Annotated in this window: 24 protein-coding genes; 12 read left to right on the forward strand and 12 right to left on the reverse strand. The window is 47.6% G+C overall.

Annotated elements, in window-relative coordinates; translation table 11 throughout:
* Window positions 1-7: 7 nt before the first annotated feature.
* Entirely contained in the window at window positions 8-469 is a 462-nt protein-coding gene (locus UM402_RS12370; RefSeq protein ID WP_058578561.1) for a methyltransferase family protein, read from the forward strand.
* On the opposite strand, the gene UM402_RS12375 is transcribed toward UM402_RS12370, so the two are convergent.
* Both UM402_RS12375 and UM402_RS12380 read right to left on the reverse strand, forming a co-directional pair.
* Window positions 470-1,051, reverse strand: coding sequence for a uracil-DNA glycosylase family protein (locus UM402_RS12375; protein WP_058578562.1), 582 nt, complete (start codon window positions 1,049-1,051; stop codon window positions 470-472).
* A 14-nt stretch (window positions 1,052-1,065) separates the two neighbouring features.
* Window positions 1,066-1,848: a ferredoxin--NADP reductase gene (locus tag UM402_RS12380; RefSeq protein WP_058578563.1), complete on the reverse strand. Its 783-nt coding sequence runs from the start codon at window positions 1,846-1,848 to the stop codon at window positions 1,066-1,068.
* A gap of 189 nt (window positions 1,849-2,037) precedes the next feature.
* Here UM402_RS12380 and UM402_RS12385 point away from each other — a divergent pair, with 189 nt between their 5' ends.
* Complete coding sequence (locus tag UM402_RS12385; protein ID WP_058578564.1) at window positions 2,038-3,108, forward strand: PepSY-associated TM helix domain-containing protein; 1,071 nt, start codon at window positions 2,038-2,040, stop codon at window positions 3,106-3,108.
* Between the two features lie 2 nt (window positions 3,109-3,110).
* The gene (locus UM402_RS12390; RefSeq protein WP_058578565.1) at window positions 3,111-3,941 is read left to right on the forward strand and encodes a DUF4198 domain-containing protein; all 831 of its coding nucleotides are present in this window, start codon (window positions 3,111-3,113) and stop codon (window positions 3,939-3,941) included.
* On the opposite strand, the gene UM402_RS12395 is transcribed toward UM402_RS12390, so the two are convergent.
* Window positions 3,942-4,967, reverse strand: coding sequence for a hypothetical protein (locus UM402_RS12395; protein WP_058578566.1), 1,026 nt, complete (start codon window positions 4,965-4,967; stop codon window positions 3,942-3,944). It abuts the gene before it with no gap.
* Window positions 4,968-5,062: 95 nt separating this feature from the next.
* Here UM402_RS12395 and UM402_RS12400 point away from each other — a divergent pair, with 95 nt between their 5' ends.
* Window positions 5,063-6,838: an SLC13 family permease gene (locus tag UM402_RS12400; protein ID WP_058578567.1), complete on the forward strand. Its 1,776-nt coding sequence runs from the start codon at window positions 5,063-5,065 to the stop codon at window positions 6,836-6,838.
* On the opposite strand, the gene UM402_RS12405 is transcribed toward UM402_RS12400, so the two are convergent.
* The 6 genes from UM402_RS12405 to UM402_RS12430 all read right to left on the reverse strand — a co-directional run bounded on the left by UM402_RS12405 (window position 6,835) and on the right by UM402_RS12430 (window position 12,842).
* Complete coding sequence (locus tag UM402_RS12405) at window positions 6,835-7,968, reverse strand: GNAT family N-acetyltransferase (RefSeq protein WP_058578568.1); 1,134 nt, start codon at window positions 7,966-7,968, stop codon at window positions 6,835-6,837. The genes UM402_RS12400 and UM402_RS12405 overlap by 4 nt on opposite strands.
* Before the next feature lie 3 nt (window positions 7,969-7,971).
* Complete coding sequence (locus tag UM402_RS12410; RefSeq protein WP_053953435.1) at window positions 7,972-8,211, reverse strand: DUF2442 domain-containing protein; 240 nt, start codon at window positions 8,209-8,211, stop codon at window positions 7,972-7,974.
* A gap of 48 nt (window positions 8,212-8,259) precedes the next feature.
* The gene (locus UM402_RS12415; RefSeq protein WP_058578569.1) at window positions 8,260-9,090 is read right to left on the reverse strand and encodes a putative RNA methyltransferase; all 831 of its coding nucleotides are present in this window, start codon (window positions 9,088-9,090) and stop codon (window positions 8,260-8,262) included.
* A 138-nt stretch (window positions 9,091-9,228) separates the two neighbouring features.
* Window positions 9,229-9,438 carry a cold-shock protein gene (locus tag UM402_RS12420; protein ID WP_053953437.1) on the reverse strand — a complete coding sequence of 70 codons (210 nt, stop codon included), beginning with the start codon at window positions 9,436-9,438 and terminating at the stop codon, window positions 9,229-9,231.
* Window positions 9,439-9,677: 239 nt separating this feature from the next.
* Window positions 9,678-10,583 (reverse strand): citrulline utilization hydrolase CtlX, encoded by a 906-nt coding sequence (gene ctlX / locus UM402_RS12425; RefSeq protein ID WP_058578570.1) that lies wholly within the window; start codon window positions 10,581-10,583, stop codon window positions 9,678-9,680.
* A 117-nt stretch (window positions 10,584-10,700) separates the two neighbouring features.
* Window positions 10,701-12,842, reverse strand: coding sequence for a TonB-dependent siderophore receptor (locus UM402_RS12430; protein WP_058578571.1), 2,142 nt, complete (start codon window positions 12,840-12,842; stop codon window positions 10,701-10,703).
* Between the two features lie 113 nt (window positions 12,843-12,955).
* On the opposite strand from UM402_RS12430, the gene UM402_RS12435 reads away from it, so the two are divergent.
* From UM402_RS12435 to UM402_RS12445, 3 genes are all read left to right on the forward strand, one after another.
* Window positions 12,956-14,101 carry a PepSY-associated TM helix domain-containing protein gene (locus UM402_RS12435; protein WP_058578572.1) on the forward strand — a complete coding sequence of 382 codons (1,146 nt, stop codon included), beginning with the start codon at window positions 12,956-12,958 and terminating at the stop codon, window positions 14,099-14,101.
* Entirely contained in the window at window positions 14,101-14,571 is a 471-nt protein-coding gene (locus UM402_RS12440; protein ID WP_058578573.1) for a hypothetical protein, read from the forward strand. Before UM402_RS12435 ends, UM402_RS12440 begins: the two co-directional genes overlap by 1 nt.
* A gap of 70 nt (window positions 14,572-14,641) precedes the next feature.
* Window positions 14,642-16,801 carry a TonB-dependent siderophore receptor gene (locus tag UM402_RS12445; protein WP_058578574.1) on the forward strand — a complete coding sequence of 720 codons (2,160 nt, stop codon included), beginning with the start codon at window positions 14,642-14,644 and terminating at the stop codon, window positions 16,799-16,801.
* Between the two features lie 63 nt (window positions 16,802-16,864).
* Here the strand turns inward: UM402_RS12445 and UM402_RS12450 are convergent, their stop codons facing one another.
* The gene (locus UM402_RS12450; protein WP_053953439.1) at window positions 16,865-17,521 is read right to left on the reverse strand and encodes an epoxyqueuosine reductase QueH; all 657 of its coding nucleotides are present in this window, start codon (window positions 17,519-17,521) and stop codon (window positions 16,865-16,867) included.
* 140 nt (window positions 17,522-17,661) lie between these two features.
* Here UM402_RS12450 and vapB point away from each other — a divergent pair, with 140 nt between their 5' ends.
* From vapB to UM402_RS12465, 3 genes are all read left to right on the forward strand, one after another.
* Window positions 17,662-17,892: a type II toxin-antitoxin system VapB family antitoxin gene (vapB, locus tag UM402_RS12455; protein WP_058578575.1), complete on the forward strand. Its 231-nt coding sequence runs from the start codon at window positions 17,662-17,664 to the stop codon at window positions 17,890-17,892.
* On the forward strand, window positions 17,889-18,338 hold the full coding sequence (vapC, locus tag UM402_RS12460) for a type II toxin-antitoxin system tRNA(fMet)-specific endonuclease VapC (protein ID WP_058578576.1): 450 nt from the start codon (window positions 17,889-17,891) through the stop codon (window positions 18,336-18,338). Before vapB ends, vapC begins: the two co-directional genes overlap by 4 nt.
* A gap of 205 nt (window positions 18,339-18,543) precedes the next feature.
* Entirely contained in the window at window positions 18,544-20,493 is a 1,950-nt protein-coding gene (locus UM402_RS12465; protein ID WP_058578577.1) for a S8 family serine peptidase, read from the forward strand.
* Window positions 20,494-20,553: 60 nt separating this feature from the next.
* On the opposite strand, the gene UM402_RS12470 is transcribed toward UM402_RS12465, so the two are convergent.
* The gene (locus UM402_RS12470; protein WP_322295351.1) at window positions 20,554-21,828 is read right to left on the reverse strand and encodes an anti-phage deoxyguanosine triphosphatase; all 1,275 of its coding nucleotides are present in this window, start codon (window positions 21,826-21,828) and stop codon (window positions 20,554-20,556) included.
* 175 nt (window positions 21,829-22,003) lie between these two features.
* Between UM402_RS12470 and UM402_RS12475 the strand changes: the two genes are divergently transcribed.
* Window positions 22,004-22,669: a hypothetical protein gene (locus UM402_RS12475; RefSeq protein WP_058578579.1), complete on the forward strand. Its 666-nt coding sequence runs from the start codon at window positions 22,004-22,006 to the stop codon at window positions 22,667-22,669.
* A gap of 101 nt (window positions 22,670-22,770) precedes the next feature.
* Window positions 22,771-23,091 carry a helix-turn-helix domain-containing protein gene (locus UM402_RS12480; protein ID WP_058578580.1) on the forward strand — a complete coding sequence of 107 codons (321 nt, stop codon included), beginning with the start codon at window positions 22,771-22,773 and terminating at the stop codon, window positions 23,089-23,091.
* Window positions 23,092-23,107: 16 nt separating this feature from the next.
* Here the strand turns inward: UM402_RS12480 and UM402_RS12485 are convergent, their stop codons facing one another.
* Entirely contained in the window at window positions 23,108-23,230 is a 123-nt protein-coding gene (locus UM402_RS12485) for a hypothetical protein (RefSeq protein ID WP_322295352.1), read from the reverse strand.
* Window positions 23,231-23,242 lie beyond the last annotated feature (12 nt).

Below are 23,242 nucleotides of genomic sequence, written 5' to 3' on the forward strand. Positions count from 1 at the left end.
TCTGTATATGAAGTCTTTAGAGCTCAAAGTTCCACCCGTCATTGTTGTTGCCATAGTAGCAGGACTTATGTGGTTAACGGCGCATTATACCGCAGAGTTAAACGCTTTCTACGTTGGCCAGCGCGCTGCGGCTATTTTCTTACTGGTGCTGGGTGTATTACTGCCTTTACTCGGTGTTATGAGCTTTCGCCGCGCGAAAACGACGGTCGACCCGCGAGACCCGAACAAAAGCACCGAGCTTGTCACAACAGGCATTTACCAGCGGACCCGAAACCCAATGTATCTCGGCTTTTTCTTTATGTTAATGGCCTGGGGCGTGTTTTTAGGCAGTATTCTGTCGTTATGGGGGCTGGTGCTATACGTTGCATACATGAGTAAGTTTCAAATTCAGCCGGAAGAGCGCATTCTCACAAAAACCTTTGGAGAGGCCTACAAGAGTTACTGTCGGGAAACCGGCCGGTGGTGGTAGTCAGGCATTCAGTAGTACAGCAACTCTTTCTTGCAGTGTCGGAATAATGCTGTCCTCAAACCATGGATTTCGTTTTAACCACAAATTATTGCGTGGGCTTGGGTGCGGCAGCGGCAAAAGCTCTGGCCAATAACTCTCCCAGTTTTTTACTCGCTCGGTGAGCGTTTGTTTTGGTTCGTCAATGTGCCAGCTTTGTGCGTACTGCCCAATGGCCAACGTCAATTCTAAATTTGGCAGCTGCTGTAATAGTTTCTGCCGCCATGCCGGAGCACATTCTGGGCGCGGTGGTAAGTCGCCGGACTTGCCGGTTCCCGGATAGCACAGCCCCATTGGGATAATGGCCAGTTTTTCAGCGTTATAAAAAGTGGCTGTATCAATGCCCATCCACTGGCGCAGCCGGTCGCCACTGGGGTCGTCAAACGGCTTACCTGAGGCATGGACACGCCGGCCGGGGGCTTGGCCTGCCACTAAGATCTTCGCATTAGGGTGTAACTGGACAACCGGCCGAGCTCCCATTGGCAATTCAGGTTCGCATAGCGTGCATTGACGAACCTCTGTCAGCAAATTTTGCCAGGAGCTCATGATTACCTCATTGATTATTTCTCAATAAATGCCTGCTCTATAACGTAATCGCCTTGTTTGCGCGAAGTGGCTTTTGTAAAGCCTCGCTCATTCAGTATAGCCATTAAGTCTTGCAGCATAGCGTCATTACCACACAGCATAAAACGGTCATGCTCGGGGTTCAAATCGGGCATGCCAATGGTGCGCGTCAGTGTGCCTGAAGTCAGTAAATCAGTAATTCGCTGCTGGTGTGCTTCATCTCTGAATGGCTCACGCGTAACGGTTGGGTAATAAATCAGCTTCTCTTTTACCCAGTCACCAAAAAACTCGTTATTCGGTAAGTCTTCACCGATTTCTTTTTGATAGGCCAATTCAGAGACATAACGTACACCGTGCACGAGAATCACCTTGTCGTATTGCTCGTAGATATCCGGATCTTTAATCACACTCATGAAAGGCGCTAGCCCTGTACCGGTACTCAGCAAATACAGGTTTTTACCCGGTAGCAGATGCCCCGGAACAAGGGTGCCGGTAGGGCGCGTCGACAGCACCACTTCATCGCCAACCTGAATATGCTGCAAACGTGACGTTAATGCGCCATCGGGCACTTTTATGCTGAAAAACTCCAGCTCTTCTTCATAGTTGGCGCTGGCAATTGAATAAGCGCGCAGCAACGGCTTGTCTTCAAGTTGCAGTCCCATCATTACGAACTGGCCATTTTCGAAAGTGAAACTTGGCTTACGGGTGGTTCTAAAACTGAATAGGGTGTCATTCCAGTGGCGTACCTGAGTGACGGTTTCGGCAATAGTACTTCTCATGAAAACTCCTGCTTCTAACTCCAGCTATTGGAGGGACTACGGCAAAAGTGACGCTTTGCGTTTAAAAACTGAAAAATCACTTCATTATTTCTAAATTGCGAATAAGAATGATTTTCATATAGACTAACGCCATATTCATTAAACATCAAATAAAAGCATTGGTTTAGCCAATTCTAACAGCAGTAATTTATGGCGCGCAGAAATAGATCAAGAAAACGCGGCTGGTCATTAAAGGACTGGCACTGGATAAGTTCGGCGGTATGTCTTATTGGCATGCTGTTGTTCTCTGTCACCGGTATTACCTTGAACCATGCGGGGTGGATAGAGTCTGCGCCTAGCATAGAAAGCCATGAAGGGTCTCTCCCTCAAAAGGACTTGGAACGGCTGGTGAATGCGTCAGGGAATGACACTCTGCCAGCTTCTTTTCACCGCTGGTACGAAGACAAAACGCAAAACAGCTTGAGTTCAAACGCCCAAATTGAATGGAGTGATTACGAAGTGTACGTCGCTATGCCCCGGCCTGGCGGCGACAGCTGGTTCAGCGTCGATTTAGACAGCGGTGCTTTTTATTCTGAAACTACCGACAGGGGCTGGATAGCTTATTTTAACGACTTGCATAAAGCCCGAAATACCGGGTTCTTGTGGAGCTTATTCATCGATATTTTTGCGATTGCCAGCATTGTTTTCACTATTACGGGGTTATTGCTTTTGAAAAAGTACAGTAAGGGCCGAAAATCGACCTGGCCGCTGGTCCTGGCCGGATTCATCATCCCATTTTTCGCCGTCATTGGTTCTGCTCATGCTGCGGAAAACGAATTAACCGTAGAAATTCCGCGTCTGTCTGTGGCTGAGTATCACGTGCCTTATGTCGCGGTTTGGTTAGCCAACGAGCGACATCAGCGTGTTGTCGACATTGCCGTTTGGTATGACACGAACCTTGAAAACAATGAAGGCGAAAAGTGGCTGAAAGACATGCGCCAATGGTGGCGACGCAGCGGCCGTATGGCCGATATGCCAATTGATGGTGTCTCTGGCGCAACCCGACGCCCAGGCGTTCAGCGGGTCGACCTTACCCCCATGCTGAGTAAATTACCCGAGCTTAGTGACGGCAACTATTACCTATACGTAGAAGCCGCCCGCGAGCTTGGCGGCCGTGAAATGCTGCGCTTGCCGTTGTCTTTACCCCTTAACAACCCAATATCCATAACAGACCGCGGTGAGCACGAGCTTGGCCGTGTGTCCCTAAAACTGGAGCCTTAAGCATGAAATTATCTTCTGTAATAACGACAAGTCTTGCTGTGTTGACGCTGTTTGCCAGCGCCAGCAGTGAAGCACACCGTGTTTGGATTAAACCAAGCGCTACCGTTGTATCCGGCGACTCTGAGTGGGTCACCTTCGATGCCGCAATTGCGAACGGCATTTTTTACCCCGATCATTACCCATTGAGCTTAGACAGAGTCGAAGCTATGGCACCGGACGGGTCTGCAGTGACTTTAGAGAACGGTTACAAAGGCAAACTACGCTCTGTCTTTGACATAGAGCTCGAAAAAGAAGGCACATACACCGTTTACTCGGCCAGTTCAGGATTATCGGCTCGCTGGGTAGACGATAACGGCGAACGCCAATACTGGCCGCCACGTGGCTCGCAAAAAACCAATGACGATTTTTATAAAGAAGTCCCTCAGGACGCCAAAGACTTAGAAGTCAGTGAACGCTCACATCGAGTTGAAGCTTTTGTAACGTCAGGCGCGCCGACCTATGACACTTTAGGCCCAACCGGTAAAGGCTTAGAGTTAGAGCCAGTAACGCACCCTAACGACTTATACACCGGCGAAAACATTACGTTTAAATTTACAATGGACGGCAAAGCCGCTGCTGGCACTGAGCTGGTCTTGGTGAAAGGTGGTGAACGGTATCGCGATCGTTCAGAGCCAACCAAGCTGACAACCAACGAAAAAGGCGAAGTCAGCTTCTCTGTTGAAGAAGCGGGTATGTACTGGCTAGAAGCTGAATACGCCGATAACAACGGCAAAGCCCCGGCGACCAAACGCCAGGGCTCTTATGTTGCCGTGTTAGAAGTGTTGCCGATGTAATTAATCGGCAGTGACAACCGGTGGTTCGCTTAAGCGGACCACGCCCAGTGTATTGGCGTCGGTGCCGAACCAAATGGAGTCGGTGCCTTCGTCATAGAACATGTGACGAACGGTACCGCCGCCACTTTCTAGCTCGATAGGCTCTGAAAATTCGTGAGTTTCTGTGTCAAAACCCACTAGACAATTCGGCTGCACACCCGTTTCCACAAACCAAACATCATTACGCTTGTCGACCGCCATACCGTATGGACGAGAATTACCGGCAGCAGGTGCACGCCAGTCTTTGTTGTCGCCAGTTACATGATCATAGCTACCGACGTACCCCTGGTTATAATCGACATACCAAAGCGTTCCGTCATCGGTCATTCCCAGGCGACGAGGTCGCGACTTTTCTCTATCCAGTTCAAATTCTTTTAGTTTGCCATTCTCGACGGTTGCGAGTTTATTCGTACCAAACAGAGTCGCCCAGGGGCGGTCATTTTCAACGATAAGGCCATAAGGTCGTGCTGACTCTGTCGGCACTTCCCACAGCATCATTTCGCCACCATTGGTTTCTAAAAAGCCAATTTGATTACCGCCCTGAACCGTAAACCAAATGTCGCCAGCTGCAGTGAAGTCCATAGTATGACTGTCTCTGGGGCCGCTACCGGGTAATTCAAATTGCTTAATATCGCCAGTACCTGGGTCAATAAGGCCTATGTGTTCTTTTAAGTTCCCGGCGTACCAAGCGCCTCTGTCATCGACAATAACGGTGTGAGGCCCTGCGCCGTCAGGCAAGTCGTAGCGTTTGAATTCCTCTGTTTCTGGATTAAAAGTTGCTGCGTAGTGGCTTCCCTGACCCACAAACCAGACCGTGCCGTCGTGCACCCAAGGGTCACGAGGCCGGGAGTCCTCCCACGGCACCTGCCACTCCTGAATTTCAGCATTCGCCAATCCAGATTCTTTGTGGTCATCACTGTTCGCCGGCGCACTGCTTATTCCCGCCAGGCCAACGACTACTGCACTTGCTAAACTAAGGTACTTCATCGTTATGCCTCCTGAAATAGGTGTTCATCTAAATATTGCACCCGATCGTAACTTATGCAATGTTCATTGTATAAATAGTAAACGGCGGGCTTTGTATGCTGGATCAATGGCTTATTGGTATTATCTTGCTGGCAATGCTGGCCTTGTTCGTCATTGATAAATGGCGCTATGACTTAGTTGCCATGATGGCGCTTCTGTCAGCAGCCATTCTGGGACTTGTCCCAGCTCCCCAAGTGTTCAGTGGTTTTGGCAACGCCGCCGTTGTCACCGTTGCTGCGGTACTTATCATTAGCCATGCATTATGGCGCTCGGGCGTGGTTGACGCTTTAGCTTCAGTCATGAAACGCGCAGGCGACAAGCGCTGGATTCAAATGATAGCGCTGACATCGGTCACCACCATTTGCTCCGCCTTTATCAGCAACACCGGCACCATGGCCATAATGATCCCCGTTGCACTCCAGCTGGCCCGAACCAGCGGCAATAACCCCTCGAAGCTACTGATGCCAATGGCATTTGGCTCTTTGCTTGGCGGCGCGATAACCATGGTGGGTACACCTCCTAATATTATTATTGCTGACATTCGCCGGGAAGCCATGGGGGAGTCTTTTGGCATTTTCGAGTTTACGCCCGTCGGCTTAAGTATTGCTGTTGCCGGCCTGTTATTTATGTGGCTACTCAGCCACTGGTTGGTTCCTGAAAAAAGTGGCAAGTCCAAGTCAGAGTCTCTGTACGATGTCAGCAGTTACCTTACTGAACTGTATGTCCCGGAAGAGTCCGGGTTTATTGGCGAAACGCTGTATGAGTTGGAAAACCGCACCGAAGATGACTTTGTTATTGTCGCGCTGCAACGGGGCGAAAAACGCTGGTCTGCACCCGCCCGGTATCTGCGTTTAAAAGCCGAAGACGTATTAATTGTCGAAGCCAACGCAGAAACCATTCAGCACGTTATTGACGGTACAGGACTGGAGCTTAACGCCGAAGAAGACATTGATGATCGCTTCTTAAAGTCTGACGATATTACCGTCATTGAAGGTATTGTTGGCCACGATTCACGGCTTATTGGTCGCTCTGCCGCCGACATTAAACTGCGCAGTCGCTATGGCATAAACGTTTTGGGTGTAGCGCGGGAAGGTCAAAAACTGGGGACAGCGCTCGGTAACATCCGTTTCAAACCTGGAGACGTGCTGTTACTTCAGGGCGACGCCGAAATATTGAATGACGTGTTTCAACGCTTTGGCTGTTTCCCGCTGGCTCAACGAAGCCTGCGCATTGGCTCTTCTAAGCAACTGATGTTGCCGCTGGGTATTTTTGCCGCAACGATTTTATCGGCCGCCTTTGGATTACTCTCGGTGCCCGTCGCCTTCTCATTGGCTGCCGGACTTATGGTAGTGACTAATATTCTACCCCTGCGAGAGCTATATGACGCTATCGACTGGCCTATTATTGTGCTGCTGGGAGCAACCATACCGCTGGGTTCAGCATTAGAGCGCAGTGGTGCTGCCGATACCATTGCCAACGGGGTGCTTTATATCAGCTCTGGTGCGCCTGAATTTGTTGCCGTTGCCTTGCTGCTGGTTGTTACTATGCTGCTGTCGAATATTGTTAATAACGCTGCTGCCGCTGTACTTATGGCACCTATCGGCATAAGCATGGCGAACAGCTTCGCCGCCAGTATGGATCCCTTTTTAATGGCCGTCGCTATAGGTGCTGCCGTTCCATTCCTGACGCCAATAGGCCACCAGTCGAACATTTTAGTAATGGGACCGGGCGGCTATAACTTTAGTGACTACTGGCGGCTTGGCCTTCCCTTGTCGTTGATTGTCGCCGCCGTGGCTCTGGTCATGATATTGCTGGTGTGGCCGCTGTATTAACCGCGGTCTTTATAAGGCAAGTAAGTTCGCAGTGTTTTTAGGTGCTCGCGTAACGCGGTGCTTTCATCCCGACAATACTGCTCAATGGCGTCGTTAAGAGGAGATGGCGTAAATCGATAAAAACCTTCACGAAGCACAGGCTCAAAGCCTCGATGCAGCTTATGCTCACCCTGCGCACCGGCGTCAAAATAATTAAGATTATGGTTAATGCAGTAGTCAATGCCCCGATAATAACAGGCCTCAAAATGCAGAAATTCAAGCTCTTCCTGACAGCCCCAATAGCGTCCATAAAGTGTGTTTTCACTTTTGAAGCATAATGACGCCGCCACCATTTGGTCATTTCGGTAAGCCGCAAAAACCACAATATGCTCCGCCAATAACTTACCCCAAAGCTCAAATGTCGCCGGGCTTAAATAGCCGCCATGGCCCGAGCGTTTTAAATAGGTGCGCTGGTAAAACACAATGAATTGATGCCAGAAATCTGCAGTTAATTCGTTGCCATGCCAGGTTCTCATTTCGACATTTTGCTCGGACACCTTTTGACGCTCTTTGCGTATGGACTTGCGCTTGCGTGACACCAAAGCCCCCAGAAAGTCGTCAAAGGAGCTATAATTTCGGTTCTGCCAGAGGAACTGAATATCAAAGCGCTGCCACCAACCCTCTTCTGCCAGTGCCTCGCTTACGTTCGGCTCAACGTACAGACATTGTAAGTTGCTGACATCGTGCTCCTGCATCAACGCCGATTCAATAACCGGTAGAACATCAGCAGCATTAACGCTCTCGGCAGTAGCCAGACGAGGTCCCTGACACGGGGTAAAAGGTATGGCGTTGATAAGCTTGGGGTAGTACTGAAAACCATAACGCTCGTAGGCTTCAGCAAAAGCCCAGTCGAACAAATACTCGCCATAGGAATGGGTCTTTTTAAACCACGGCATAATGGCAATCAGTTTGTCACTGTTATCATGTACCGCAACATACTGGGGCAACCAGCCACGCTGCGGCCCAAGACTACCACCCTGCTCAAGCGCCAACAGGAAATCATATTGCGTAAACGGATAGCCACTGTTGAACAACCCGTTCCAGTCCGCCTTGGATATTGGCGTTATTGTAGAATGAACAACGGCACGCATGGGTTAGGTGCTTAAAAGCCCAAGCACACTGATATCTTCGTCCAGACGCGGCCAATGAATGCCCTGGCCGTTGCCTAATAATTGCCAATCATTACGTTCTTCTTCCGTGGCAGCTTCCAAGCGAGGAAACCAAACAATGGGAGCCGAAATTTTACGTCCGTCAGCCAGTTCAACTTCGAGCGCAGCTTCGGTAACAGATACATTCACTGCAACAGGGTGGCGATCAATTTCTAAAGTATTCATCCCGAGCCTCCAGAAGCTCTTCTTTATGTTGAGGTTTATCTTAGCAAACTATTTAAGGCTAAAAACACGTACCCATACATCAGCCGTTATGGCCAAGCTTTGTAGCTTTTCTGCCTTTTCTATGCCTTCTTTACTAGCACGGTAGAGGTGTGGTGTCATGGTGAGTAGGTCATGTACGGCTTCAGTATCAGGCAACTCAACTTTAAAGCTGATTCTCTCTTCTGATGACAAAACCCAACCTTTTTCAGAGACTGGTAAGTGTTCGGATTTTGCTTTTATTTCTGGGTAAATTATTCGTTTGAGTTCGATTAAGTGCTCAGAAGCCGGATCAACCATAATCAATCGACCACCAGGTTTTAATACCCGCTTAAATTCAGCTTCAACAGGGAAGCCAAACACGCACAAAATAGTATCGACACTATTGTTTGCCAACGGAATTGCATTATTCGATGCTACCATCCAACTCAAGCGCTTATCTTGCTTTGCGGCTGCCTGTACCGCCCATTTTGAGATATCCAGCGCTGCAACCTCTAACAATACGTCACGCTGCTCAGCTTTACACACAATGCTTTGAAGGTAATATCCCTCACCACAGCCCGCGTCTAAAATTGACTGATCGCCAACCGATAACACACTATCTGACAGCGCGTCAGCCAATGGCTGATAAAAGCCCTGACTCAAAAAATGACGCCTTGCCTGCACCATCGATTTGCTGTCACCGGGGTCTTTCGAGCGCTTATTCTGCACTGGCAGCAAGTTGACGTATCCTTGCTTTGCCACGTCATAGCTGTGACCATTTTCACAGCGCCAGGTGCGTTCATTCAGTTGCAAAGGCTGCTTATCCAGAGGGCAAATGAGTTGGTCAAATGGCTGTATCACGGCGGAAGCTCTTATTAATTTTAAAACTTAAGTTTACGGGGTTTCGCCACAAAATTCAGGCACAAAAAAAGCAGCCCGTAGGCTGCTTCTTAAATTTGGTTCGCTTAAAGCGACTTCAAGGGCTCTATCCGCAAGGGATTATAGCGCTTGAATGTTCTCAGCTTGAGGGCCTTTCGGGCCTTGGGTCACTGAGAAAGAAACGCGTTGGCCTTCAGCTAAGGTTTTGAAGCCGTCGCTTACAATCGCGCTAAAGTGAGCAAATACGTCTGCGCCACCTTGCTGCTCGATAAAACCAAAACCTTTTGCTTCGTTAAACCACTTAACAACACCGTTTACTGTATTAGACATAATAATATCCTGAAATTTTTAAAACTATAAAAGTACCGGACCGAGACAATCTCGACGCCGATGATCGTGCGGGGTAAAAAATGTGAAACTTAAAACTACAGGACGAGACGATTACTTCTAATAATGTGACGTAGAGGAGTGTTTAACTATCTGTTTCTTATCCAACGCCGCCCACTGTACGCTCATTTATTATAATGTCAAAGAATATTTTCAATTTATTTTATAAAACTGATTTATAGTCAAACTGGGCTAAAAATCTGCGCCAGCATGCACCGAATTGAACCGCCGCCCAGCTCAATGGTTGGCACGTTAATGGGTACGAGTGTCACCCATTGCTCCAGTTTTTGGATCTGTTCAGCACTTAAAGCGTTATAAGCGGTTGCAGAAATAGCCAATAATTTGCGCCCATCTGCCTCTAACTCCAGAGTATTGCCGGCAAAGTGCTCTATTTGAGCTTCAGTCAACTGCACCAGCTCTTTACCACTTGCTGCAACCGTATCCATAAACCGGCGCCGTTCTTTGTCATCACGAATCATCTCAGCGGACGCCATGACAAACTCACTGCCAACAGCCATAAGCACATTGGTGTGATACACCGGCTTGCCGTCTCGGCTGGTTGCATTGAACGCCACGGGTTTGTAATTCAGTTTTAGGCAAAGCTCTTTCAGCGCACTTTCGTGCATACGCTTAGATCGGGCGGCATAAGCAAGCTTATGTTCATGGTCGAACACAATAGATCCCGTGCCTTCAAGGAATACGCCATCGTTTTCCTGCGCGCTTAAATCAATAAGCTGTTGATAGCCATATTCATTACGAAGAAATTCAATAATGTCCGGACGACGCTCTTTGCGGCGGTTTTCACAATACATAGGGTATAGAACCAGCTCGCCAGAGGCATGAGTGCTGAACCAGTTGTTGGGAAATACCGAGTCAGGTGTTTCTGTGGTTTCATCCTCGAATAAGTGCACCTGAACACCGTGCTCACGCAGCTTGTTGACCGCTTCGGTCACTTCGTTGTATGCCGCTTCAGCAACGTTAACGCCGTCTTTCGCCAGCGACTGAAAAGCATTATCGCCCATAGTTTCCGGGTTCGATGCAAAGTGATGCGGGCGCACCATAACAACGATATTCGAAGACTGACTCATATAGTTGGGCTCATAGAAAATTTGCGCGCATTTATAGCAAGCCAAAGAGCTCTTAGCAACGGCCAAAAGAAAAGGGCAGTATTGTTGCACCGCCCTTTCTGTGATTACGCAGTTACCTTACCACGCATATTTAAGACTTAGCTCAAAATTACGCTCTGCGCCGAAGAAGCCTTGATTATAGAAGTCGATACTTGAGTAATACTTCTCATCGAACAGGTTATTGACGTTCAGGCTTAGATCTAAGTTCTTACCTAAGTTGTAATTCGCCATAGCGTTTACAACTGTATAGCTGTCCTGAGTAAAGGTTTCGCCATTAGGGCCAATACCAGGGTTAGATACATCGCTTTGCCAATTTGCATTAACACCAAGCTTTAAGGCATCAGTAGCGGTGTAAAGCACACTCGCCTTGACCATGTCCTCCGGCAAGTAAGGTGCATAATCTGAACCGTCGCGATCCGTCGACTCATTATGCGTATAGCTGAAGAAAATGTTCAAAGCGTCTGTTGGTTTACCATTTAGCTCCAGCTCATAACCTTCACTTTCTGCTCCATCCACACCTATGGAAGGAAAAATGGTCGTGCCCGGCAATGGGTCCGTATTATCAGGGTCATTGATTGCTAAATTATCTTCCTTAACCTTATACAGCGCAAAACTGGCGGTTAGGGCTTCGTTAAAGAAGTCACCTTTAATACCAATTTCTGAATTGGACCCTTCAACTGGACCAATCAGCTCGCCGTCAGCGTTAAATGCATTTTGGGGCTGGAAAATTTCGGTGTAGCTGGCGTAGGTGGAAATAATGTCAGTCACATCGTAAACAAGGCCGAGATAAGGCGTATTGACGCTTGAGTTCTCGTAGTCACTTGTTGCCCAGGGCGACTCAGACAATGAATCGTAGTTGGTTAAACGATTACCAATTATCGCGGTAAATTCGTCCGTTAAACTAAACTGTGCGGCAGCATAAACGCCTTCCTGAGTATGAGACTCTAGCGTGCTATATGCTGGTGTATCGCTAAAGTTAGGTTGAGGTACTCCACTCCCCCAGTCAAATAAGCTAGGAACCACAATAGTATCGGTAATACCATAAGACGTAGCATTAACATCCTGCTCAGCATAGAGAGCACCTGCCGTTAACTGGTGCTCGCGACCCAATAACTCAAAAGGGCCCGAAGCTAAAATACGGAATGACGTTTGCTCCCGGTCGGACACATAGTGATTAGGAGACGCACTCAGACCTTCTCCCGTTTCTTTGTTCGGGAAGCCAGAAAAGTACAAAAGATACCCGTCCATCTCACCTTCACGGCGCTCAACATCCATTTGAAGGTCCCAGCCGTTATCAAACGCATGCTCTAGTTGCGCAAACACATTAGTGCTTTCTCTGTCCCATCTGTTCCATGGCGAAGCGGTTGTCGTACTCACAGGTAGATCATCCGCCTGAGTGCCGTCGTCATAAAACAGCGGCAATGCACCCCACATGCTGCCTTTGGGGTTCCGCTCACTGTAGTCTGTACCTACCGTCAAGCGCGTTTGGGTCGTTAAATCGGCCGTTACTACCGCGTAAATTTGTGCGTTTTCTTTTTCCGACAGGTCGACGTAGCTTTCGCCTTCTTCATAGGCCATGGCCACTCGCGCTTTCACATTACCGTCTTCGGTCAATGTCTGAGAATGGTCAGCCTCGAAGCGATAATTACTCCAGGAGCCAATACCAACACTCGCATAGCCGCCATCTTCTGTTTTTGGGCGCTTACGAATCAGGTTAATTGCTGCAGAAGGTTCCCCAGCACCCGTTAACAAGCCGGTTGCGCCGCGCACAATTTCCACTCGCTCAAATACTACCGAGTCGGCTAAGGCTTCACTAAAGAAACTGTTATAAGCAATGGGTACACCGTCGAACTGGAAGTTAGTTACGTCACGCCCGCGAGAGCGGAAGAAAAAGCGGTCCGTTTCAGCCTGCTGCGCCTGAATACCCGGCGCAAACTGCATAACATCGGCTACCGTGTCTAATGCGAAGCCATCAATAAATTCGCGATCAATCACCGAAATAGACTGAGGCGTCTGACGCAAGGTTAACGGCAACCCTGTCGCTGTTGTCGCACGGTCAAGCGGACTTCCAGTCACCTTAATGTGTTCAAAAATTTTTTCCTTTTGTTGACCCTCTGACTTTTCCGACTCTGCGCCGTCATTTTCCTGCGCAATAGCAGCCGATGTGAGCATGATTGACGCAATTGCTAACGCCAAAGAACTTTTTATAAACTGATTCATTTAACAATCCACTCTAAATCACAAATGAGAACTATTTCTTTTTGTAATTGTATTTGATAATCGTTCCTATTATCAATATCATTTGCGGAAAGTTTTTTAGAGAGTAGAAAAGAATGACTCAACGGCAATGGTTCAAACTGCACGGATGGTGCTCATTACCTATTTGGATCCTGTTTTGTTTTATTTGCATTACGGGAACGATAGCGGTGTTCAGCCACGAATTAACCTGGCTATTTAACGAGAATGCACGCGCCGTCAACCCAGACAGCTTGCCGGCTCAGCCTGTTTCAGAACTTGTTGCTGCAGTTAAAAGCCAGTTCCCGACCGCCAACGTCACTACAGTAATGACTTTTGAGCCTTACCTTATTAATGCGGTTATCTTCTCGGCCGAGAATATTCCGAATGGCATTGCTTACGTAAACCAGTACACCGGCGAAATTCAGGAAGTGAACCAGGGAATTACCTTTATTAACTTTATGCGCTCGTTGCATAGCTGGCTGCTATTCCCCTGGCAAGAAGGCTATAGCGTTGGCTACTATTTAGTTTCGGCCATGTCATTTGTCATGATAGGTGCGTTAGTTACCGGGCTGGTTATTTACAAAAAATTCTGGCGTGCCTATACACAACCTAAAGTTCGCGCTAAGCAGGGCAAGAAAACACTATTAACTGACTTACATAAGCACGGCGGCGTGTGGTCAATCTGGTTTCTTATTGTCATGAGCCTGACTGGTCTTTGGTACTTCACTCAGCAAGTGCTTTGGCATGCCGATATCGATATTGAAGGGCATGCACCGTTAGTGGAAGTATCTGACATTCCCATGGGTGAAAAAGCACAGCCACCGGTTTCCTTTGAACAAGCCCTGACAATTACTGAGCAGCGTTTCCCGGATATAAGGCCCAGCTTTATTATGATGCCGGAGCACAACCGCGACATGTTCAAAATTATGGGTGGCGGCGACTTTATCTTTTACGATCAGTACTCCTATCGGCTTGATATTAACCCGTGGAACGGCGAAATAGCCCGTGCCGTTTCACCGGAAAACATGAATACGCTGCAAACCATCCAGCATATTATTGATCCCCTGCACTACGGCACTATTGGCGGCATCTGGACCAAAGCCATCTGGTTTATTTTCGGACTGATCCTGTCTGCCATGTCCATTACCGGTTTCTTGATTTGGGGATCGCGAACCGTAAAAGCCGCAAAAGAAAAGAAGACACCACTGCGTGAGTCTCTGCAAAGTGAGGGAGCGAACTAATGGCGCGCCGTAAGAATACATTTTGGAACCGTAATAAGTTTAAACTGAGTGGCTTAATTCTTATTCTGCCCATCTACTTTTTGTACGATCAGCTGCAGCCGCCGGTATTCCCTGACGTATGGGAAGAAAAGCAAGTAGGGCCTTTTGAGGTTGCCATACAACCTTTAAATAATGATGCACCGTATGCTCACCACGAGGACTGGGTAAAGGACTTTTCTGCTTATGTTAATGAAGGCAAAGTCGCCGATATTCGTCAGGGATACGTCAATATTGGCGAAGAGCCAATGCCATTAGAGACACTTCAAAGTGGTGACGTTGGCATTATGCATGGCAGTGAATTACTGCAACATGTACACGCTATTGCGCCACAACAATATCAACCTGAACACCGCGTTTGGGTGACATTGCAGACCTGGGACGGCAATGTGCATAAGGCTTCATGGAAGATTCCTGAAAATTGGCTAAAATAAAACTTTAAACACGAATCATTTTCATTTAGGATCCACCTCAACATAAACGCTTGTGATTTTGAGGGGAGTTATGAAAATCCAGAAGTCTCTATTAGCGGTCAGCGTTTTGGCCGCTCTAACCAGCACAGCAGCTTTGGCTGAAGAGCCTCAGCAAACCCGAAAAGAAAAAGAAGAAATGATGGAAACCATCGAGGTAAGCTCTCGTGGTTTGATCTCTTACGTCAGTGCGACCGGCTCAAAGTCTGACACACCCATCATTGAAACACCTCTATCCGTGTCCGTATTAACAGAAGCACGCATTGAAGATCTCGGCGCGGTAACGGTTCAGGACGCCATTGGCTATGTTGCTGGTTTGTATAACGGCCCTTACGGTGTCGATACTCGCGGCGACTGGGCTCAAATACGCGGTGTGTCGCCGGTTCAGTATCTGGATGGCTTAAAGTCCCTGTTTGGCAACTACAATAACGTTCGCGTGAACCCTTATTCACTGGGTCAAATCGAAATTCTTAAAGGACCAAGTTCTGTCTTGTACGGTCAAGGCTCAACAGGCGGTATCATCAACCTAGTCAGTAAACGCCCGAAGGCAGAAACTGAAGGTCAGTTCTGGGCGCAATTAGGTAATTACTCCCGTAAGCAAGTTGCCGGCGATATTACTGGCGCATTGAACGATGATGCTTCGTTAACCGGCCGCTTAGTAGGCTTATACCGCGACAGCGATACACAAACCGATTACGTTCCGGACAACAGCCTGGTGCTCAATCCTTCCTTAAGTTGGCATGCTTCTGAAGACACAAAAATTACCTTAATCGGTAACATTCAGCGCAATGAATCAGGCTCCAGCACTCAGTTTTTCCCATGGAAAGGCACTATTCTTCCAAACGAATTTGGCCAAATTGACAGCTCCACTTTTGTCTCAGAACCCGGCTTTGATAAATACGATACTGAGCAAAACGCACTAACCGCTATTGTTGAGCACGATATTAATCTGGACTGGAGTCTGCGTCTGGCCAGCCGCTATGTTGATAGCCGAGGCGACTACAACACAATGTATTCACTTAATTGGCCGCCGCAATTTGAGGACGATAACAGGCGTTTTGAACGCTACGCTTACATCTACGATAACGACAGCCAAAGTTGGACAAGCGATTTTCAGTTACATGGTTCATTATCCACTGGACCCGTTTCTCACGCTTTAGTCTTCGGGGTTGATTTCCAAGATGCAAAAACAGATTCAGATGTCGTTAGTGGTCACGGTGGCTATATCGACCTCTATGACCCAGAATACGGTCTAGTTACAGACTTACCAACTTCAGCAGAACTACCAAACGATCCATCATTAACCAATCACCAACTGGGTCTTTATGTCCAAGATAATATGCGTGTCTATGACAAATGGCTAATTTCTGCCGCTTTACGTAGAGATCGCGCTACGAACAACCCTGAAGATGGCACCGTAACAGAACAATACGCAACCACCGGACGCTTAGGCTTTATGTATCTAATGGATGGCGGAATTTCTCCCTATATTAGTTACAGCGAATCATTCTCTACACTCATTGGCCGAGATGCTTATGACAATCCATATGTACCATTAGAAGGAAAACAGTGGGAAGCTGGTGTTAAATACCAGCCCGAAGGTACAGAGCATTTGTTAACTGCGTCTGTTTACAAAATAACTGAAGAAAACCGCACAACCAGTGTTAACGCAGAACAAGCGACAGATCCAGACATTGTTGACCCTAATGGGCAGGTGCAAACCGGAGAAGTTGAGATAGAAGGTGTTGAATTAGAAGCTCAACTTGCCTGGGACTCTCTGGACGTTTACGCCAGCTACGCGTACACCGATGCTGTAGTCAGTGAAAGTAATACCGTAGGAGAAGAAGGCGCTACGCTTTCTGCCACACCTGACCAGCAAGCGTCTGTTTGGGCAACATATCGTCCCGAAAACTGGAATGGTTTCAAAATTGGTGCTGGCGTTCGCTACGTAGGTAATACGTCCGATGGCAGTGCTTACGTTGAGCAAAACGGTGTAGTACTTAATGACCCGCTAGAAACTCCAAGCTACACCGTCTTTGATGCCATGATCGGTTACGACTGGGACAACTACAGCGTCAGCCTAGATGTCGACAACCTAACCGACAAAACGGTATTAACGTCATGTCTGGCTCGCGGTGACTGCTTCTACGGTCAGCAGCGAACTATTATGGCGAACTTCCGCTATAACTTCTAAAGCATAAATTAACGCTTTCACGTGCAGCCCCGGACGTCTTTCTTCCCAGCGTCTGGGGCTTTTTTAGTCGGCGGAATAATATTCCACACCAATTTTAATGCGATCTCGCCCGTTCTGCAGGCGCCAGCGGTTGGTATCGCGAAGCGAATAAACACAACCACAATACTCCTGCTGATAAAAACGTTCTCGCTTGGCAATTTCCACCATACGGGCAGAGCCGCCTTTTTTACGCCAGTTAAACGTCCAGTAATGCAATCCGGGATAACGTGCAACCGCACGCTGACCACAGTCATTTATTTGCTGCATATTTTTCCAGCGTGAAATACCCAAGCAACTGGTAATGGTGTCAAAGCCGTTTTCATACGCATATAACGCTGTGCGCTCAAAGCGCATATCAAAACAAACCGTGCAGCGCTCACCTCGTTCCGGTTCCCACTCGAGACCTTTTACTCTTTCAAACCAGTTCTTAGTGTCGTAGTCACAGTCAATAAAGTCCACGCCAAGCTTTTCAGCGAAGCGGATATTCTCTTCTTTACGCAGCAAATACTCTTTTTCGGGATGAATATTCGGGTTATAGAAGAAAATCGTAAACTTGATGCCTGCTTCTGCCATACGTTCCATAACTTCCCCAGAGCACGGCGCACAGCAGGAGTGTAATAAAACGTGGTCCGAGCCTGTTGGCGTTTCGAGTACAATCGACTCTTGTTTTTTCTTGGACATAACTTTTCTGCACTACTGAATTTAAGCAGAGTATAGCGGAAATGAGTAAGCGCAAAAACCACAAACCTAAGTAACACATTTGACAGCTCATATAGCTCAACTAAAATATGTATATTCAAATTGGATATACAAAGTAAGTTATGACCAAAACAACACTTTTCAAAAGCAATAAAACGCAAGCGGTTCGGTTGCCAAAAGACGTCGCTTTTTCTGAAGATGTAAAAGAAGTTGAAGTGTTAGTCGTTGGTGAAAGCCGAATTATTACTCCGGCGAGAACCAGTTGGGCTTCTTGGTTTAGTGGTGAGCCTGCCAGTGACGATTTTATGGTTGATCGCGAGCAGCCTGGAGAGCAAGAGCGCGAGCAACTATGAATTTACGATATATGCTGGATACCAATATCTGTATTTACATTATGAAGAACCGACCGGCTTATTTAGCGCCTATTTTTGATGAGCACTCTCGCGAACTCTGTGTAAGCTCAGTGACTGTCATGGAGCTTCAATACGGTGTCGAAAACTCTCAACAACGCGTTACTAATGCCGACAAACTCGACAGCTTTTTAGCTCGTTTAAACATCCTTAACTACGATGCCGATGCGGCCTATCATACGGCTCTTATCCGACATCATTTAAAAGAGAAAGGCACGCCCATTGGCCCTTATGATCAAATGATAGCTGGACACGCCAAATGCCATGGCCTAACAGTTGTAACTAACAATACAAGCGAGTTTGAACGCGTCCCTGGCTTAATTTCAGAGAACTGGTTGCAGCAACCTCCGCAAAGCTCAGTGAACGAACCAAGCCCCTCCTATCGCTAACTTCTGGTTAACTTTTGTATCTTTTCTGTTAAAAATTTAAACAATCTTTACGTTTTCATCCTTTAAATTGTTCATTTTTTGTTATTGAATGTTGCAAATGATGTCAAACGACGTCATTTTCAGGCAGCCAAACGTCGTATCCCCTGCTGCGTCATTCATGGCTTTTAACAGCCACAGATAAAAAACAAAAAGAGACAAATCTGGTATGAAAAAAATTCAATATCTTACGCTGACTGCTCTGGCAGTATCAGTTTCATCGGCTTTTGCTAAGCCTCCGGACCATTCACAAGCGCAGCCGCTGGTAAAAGAGCAGGCTCAAATTCAAGCGCAAGTGGATAGTTCTGCGCCTCAGCGTTACATCATCAAGTTTAAAAACAACGGTAACGCTGTTAACAAAATGGGCAACAGAGGACGTTCTGAGCTGGCCCTTTCGCGCGCAAACAACATGGTCAGAAAAGCGGGTGGTAAAGTAAAACTCAGCATGCGCCATAACCTGGCGGTAGCGGCCGAACTGACTGAAAAGCAGAAAAAGCGTCTTGAGAAAAACCCAAACATTGAATACGTTGAAGTTGACCGTATTCGTCGTTTTATGGCGCAAGACGTGCCTTACGGTATTAGCCAAGTACAAGCTGACTTAGTTGACGACAGCGTTGCATCAGCATCTGCTGGCGGTAAAAAAGTGTGTGTTATCGACTCTGGTTTAGAGTTACCACACGAAGATATGGGTACCTTAGGCGGTACTATTAACGGCACGAATGATAGCGGCACAGGCAACTGGCATGACAACGGCGGTCCACACGGTACGCACGTTGCCGGTACCATTGCTGCACTCGATAACGGTTTTGGCGTTCGTGGCGTTATTGGTAGCGATCCTAACCTGCATATTGTCAAAGTATTCAACTCAAGTGGTTGGGGCTATTCGTCTTCACTGGTTTCTGCTATTGAAACTTGTGCCGACAACGGCGCTGATGTTGTTAACATGAGCCTGGGCGGCGGCGGTTCAAGCCAAACCGAAGCCAACGCAATGCAAAACCTGTTCAACCAGGGCGTTTTACTGGTTGCGGCAGCCGGTAACGACGGTTCTGCATACAGCTCAACTGACCCAATGTCTTACCCAGCGTCTTACAACGCGGTTATGTCCGTTGCGGCTGTCGATAGCAGCAAAAACCTGGCGTCTTTCTCACAGAAAAACAGCCAAGTTGAAATTGCTGGTCCGGGTGTTGATGTTCTTTCAACCTATCCTGAAGGCACTGGTCAGCAAGGCAACTACGGCACCATGAGCGGTACCTCTATGGCATCACCACACGTTGCTGGTGTTGCTGCTTTGGTTTGGTCACATCACCCAACCTGTAGTGCTCAGGAAATTCGTAGCGTGCTCAACAACACAGCTCAAGACTTAGGCGACTATGGTCGCGACGTTAAGTTTGGTTATGGTTTAGCGCAATCTAAAGACGCTATTGACTACATTGATGCAAACGGCTGTGACGGAACCGGAGGACCGGGTCCTGATCCTGAGCCGCCAACAGGTGGTGAGCTGACGAACGGCCAAACAGTCGGTAACTTATCTGCATCTACTGGTAGTTCGTTATACTACACGTTAGACGTTCCAGCAGGAGCAACTGACTTAAGCTTCAACATTAACGGTGGATCTGGCGACGCTGACCTGTACGTGCGCTTTGGTGCGGACCCAACCCAGTCTAACTATGACTGTCGCCCATACCGCACCGGTAACACTGAAACTTGTACTATTTCTAACGTACAAGCCGGTACTTACCACGTTATGCTTAACGCTTACTCAAGTTTTGACGGCGTTAACCTAACTGGTTCATTCACTGCACCAACAGACGGTGGTCAAGGTGGTTCAGCGAGTGCAGACAACTTGTCTGGCGCGAGCAACGAATGGACACATTACTGGCTGGATATTCCTGCTGGCATGTCATCGTTGAAAGTGAATATATCTGGCGGTAGCGGCGATGCTGACCTTTATGTTCGCCGTGGTAGCGAGCCTACTGAGTCAAACTACGAGTGCCGTCCATACCGTTCAGGTAACAACGAAACTTGTGAAATTGATAACCCAGCAGAAGACCGTTGGTACATCAGCATTAAAGGTTACCGTGCTTACTCAGGCGTAGACCTATTTGCTGAATGGGAATAAGTTTCTCCATTGAATGAAACTACTCGTTAAACTCAAAAGGGCGCCAAATTGGCGCCCTTTTTATTCGCTTTCTGCACCAAACAACTGGCTATATTGCTTACGAGCATAATGGTCGGTCATACCGGAAATATAATCACAAATAACTCGTCTTGGGTTACTTGCCTGCTGATATTTGTGCAATGTCGAAGGCTGCAGGAGCTGCTCAGGCGTATCGCTCAACGCTTCAAACAGCGCCATAATGATGCGCTGACCTTTAAACTCCATGGCTTTTACCTCAGCACTCCGAATGACGTGCTTGAAGACAAAACTTTTGAGTAGTTCTAGCGTGTGCTCTGCCTCTGCCGGTAGTGTTGCCTGTAAATCCAGTTGCGGGTGTTCAAACTGTTGTTGCTGCTCGACCGATATTTGCGGCACTAAATAGCCAATCAGTTTGCTAATGGCGTGTTTACGGTCACGGCTATCAGGTGAGAAGAGTTTGTCGTTATAAAATTCCGCCTCGGTTATCAGCGGGCTGTCCTTATGCGCCTGTTGCAACACATCCTTGCGCCACTGCCTTTCTGTCACCAAGCCCAGCGCCAGCGCATCCTCTAAATCATGCACGCCGTAAGAAATATCGTCGGCTAGTTCCATAATTGAGGTATCGAAGGCTTTGAATTGCGAGCGTCGCTTGCCGTCTTTCTCCGTTTTTGTTCTGAACTTGTCGCTATCGTGCTGCGAAAACTCTTCTAAAACCCATTCCAAGACGTCTTTTTCATCGTCATGAATCGATTTGGGTGGTTTAAACGCTTTTAGCGGAGAATCCTTAGTTAAATCGGTTGGCTGTACTTCGCTGTGCAACACCGGATACTTCAAAACACCCAACAACGTGCGGCGGGTTACGTCCAGACCATGCTGTTCAGAATACTCGCCCAACTTGCTTAAAATGCGTAACGTCTGTCCGTTTCCCTCAAAGCCGCCGTGACCCAGCATGTGATAGTTAAGCGCAACCTCGCCGCCATGACCGAACGGCGGATGTCCCAAATCATGCGCCAAACAAGTGGCTTCAATTTGAAAAAACGACGGTATCTGCTGCGAAATATCGCCATTACCAGCATAAGTTCGCTTTAAATGCTCGCAAATACCCGAACCAATTTGCGCCACTTCCATCGAATGGGTTAGCCGCGTGCGATAGAAGTCATTGTCGCCCACACCCAACACCTGAGTTTTCGACTGCAGCCTGCGGAACGCCGAAGAGTGGATGATTCGAGCACGATCTCGCTGCGCATCACTGTCCGGCGTTGCGGCATTAAACGGCGTGGTCTTTCCTGAACGTCGTTGAAGCATGGTTTTATTCATGTTGGCAGTCAGTTGCTAGTAACTAACCCACAGCAAAACAAATTTTCAGCCATTTGCCCAGTGAAAGTTCAAATGAACTGGCACATCCCTTGCTGGGTTAACTCATAGTAATCCAATACCCGAGAATCTCGGCAAGTCATTGCCGTTTTTTGCCGCTAACGGACTAGGAGGGGACATGAACGTCAGCACATTACTTAACACAGCAACGAGCCAAGCAGGTTCGTCACAACAAACCCGTCAGGCGGAGCAGCCGCCAGCACCCGAGGCGAAACAAGCGACACTAGGCAATGATGAAACCTTTATCGATAAAGCCTACCGCAGCTTGGTGCTTAACCGCATGGGTGTGGATACCGAACAACTTGAAGAAATAGAGCAGAAAATTGAAGAGCTGGAGAGTAAGTCTAGCCTGACAAAAGACGAAAAAGACAAGCTTGAAAGCCTGATGAAAGCCCGTGATCAATTGTTTGAAGAAGCCATGCGCCGTCAGGCTGAGGAAGGTAATTCGAGTCAGCCCTCCGTTACCAGCAAGGGCATTCCCACGGAAATCGCCAATAAATATGACCCTCGGGCAATCTCCCCCGATGACATGAGTTTGTTGGCAAAAGACCTCCACGAAGCAGGCGTAATATCATGGGAACAGCGCAGCCGCATGAGCTTTCAGTTCGTGAAAACACACTTCTACAAAACCCATACCCCCGAGTCACAACAAGTCGATCCCAGCGAGCCAATGGACTTTGTAAAATTTTGGGAAGAACGAGTAAAGGCTAACGAATACTTTAACGTGCCCGCCGATCAAAAAGCCCGAGACCAGGGAATACTGGATGTGCTGCGGCGGGTTTAGTAATCCTTAACCTGCAAGTTGGTCTTAAAAAATCTAAAACTCGCAAATATATCAGTACTGATATAATATGACCGATAGTTAATTAAGAAAGGTTTCGAGCGATGACATTAAAATATAACAACATATTTTCGGTTGGTTTAGAGGACAAGCCGGAGGAGGCTTTAGAGTTGCAAACTCGGTCTGATCTTATGCTTGTTTTAAAAAACATTATCGCAGATAAGCGCTGGCCTCAGAAAACAGCTGGAGAAAAGCTTGGACTAACCCAACCACAAGTCAGCGATTTAGTTAATGGTCGTATAGAAAAGTTTCGGTCGGATCGCTTACTAAAATGTCTTGGGCAGCTTGGATTTGTATTAAGGCCAAAATACGAGAAACAAACACTCCGAGTCGACGTAGTGCAGCAAACTAAGATGCCTTGTTAAAGCCATAGCTTTCGATTTAGTCCATGGTCAGCTCACCATTCTGCGCTTCTATTTCACTGAGGTATTTGGACTGATGCTGGCGAGCCAGCTTTAACGCTTTATTCGATGCCTGAAGCGCACTTTCCGTGTCATCATTCATTGAATACACGGT

Origin of the sequence: Idiomarina sp. OXR-189 (assembly GCF_034373425.1) — a bacterium.
GTDB classification, from domain to species: Bacteria; Pseudomonadota; Gammaproteobacteria; order Enterobacterales; family Alteromonadaceae; genus Idiomarina; species Idiomarina zobellii.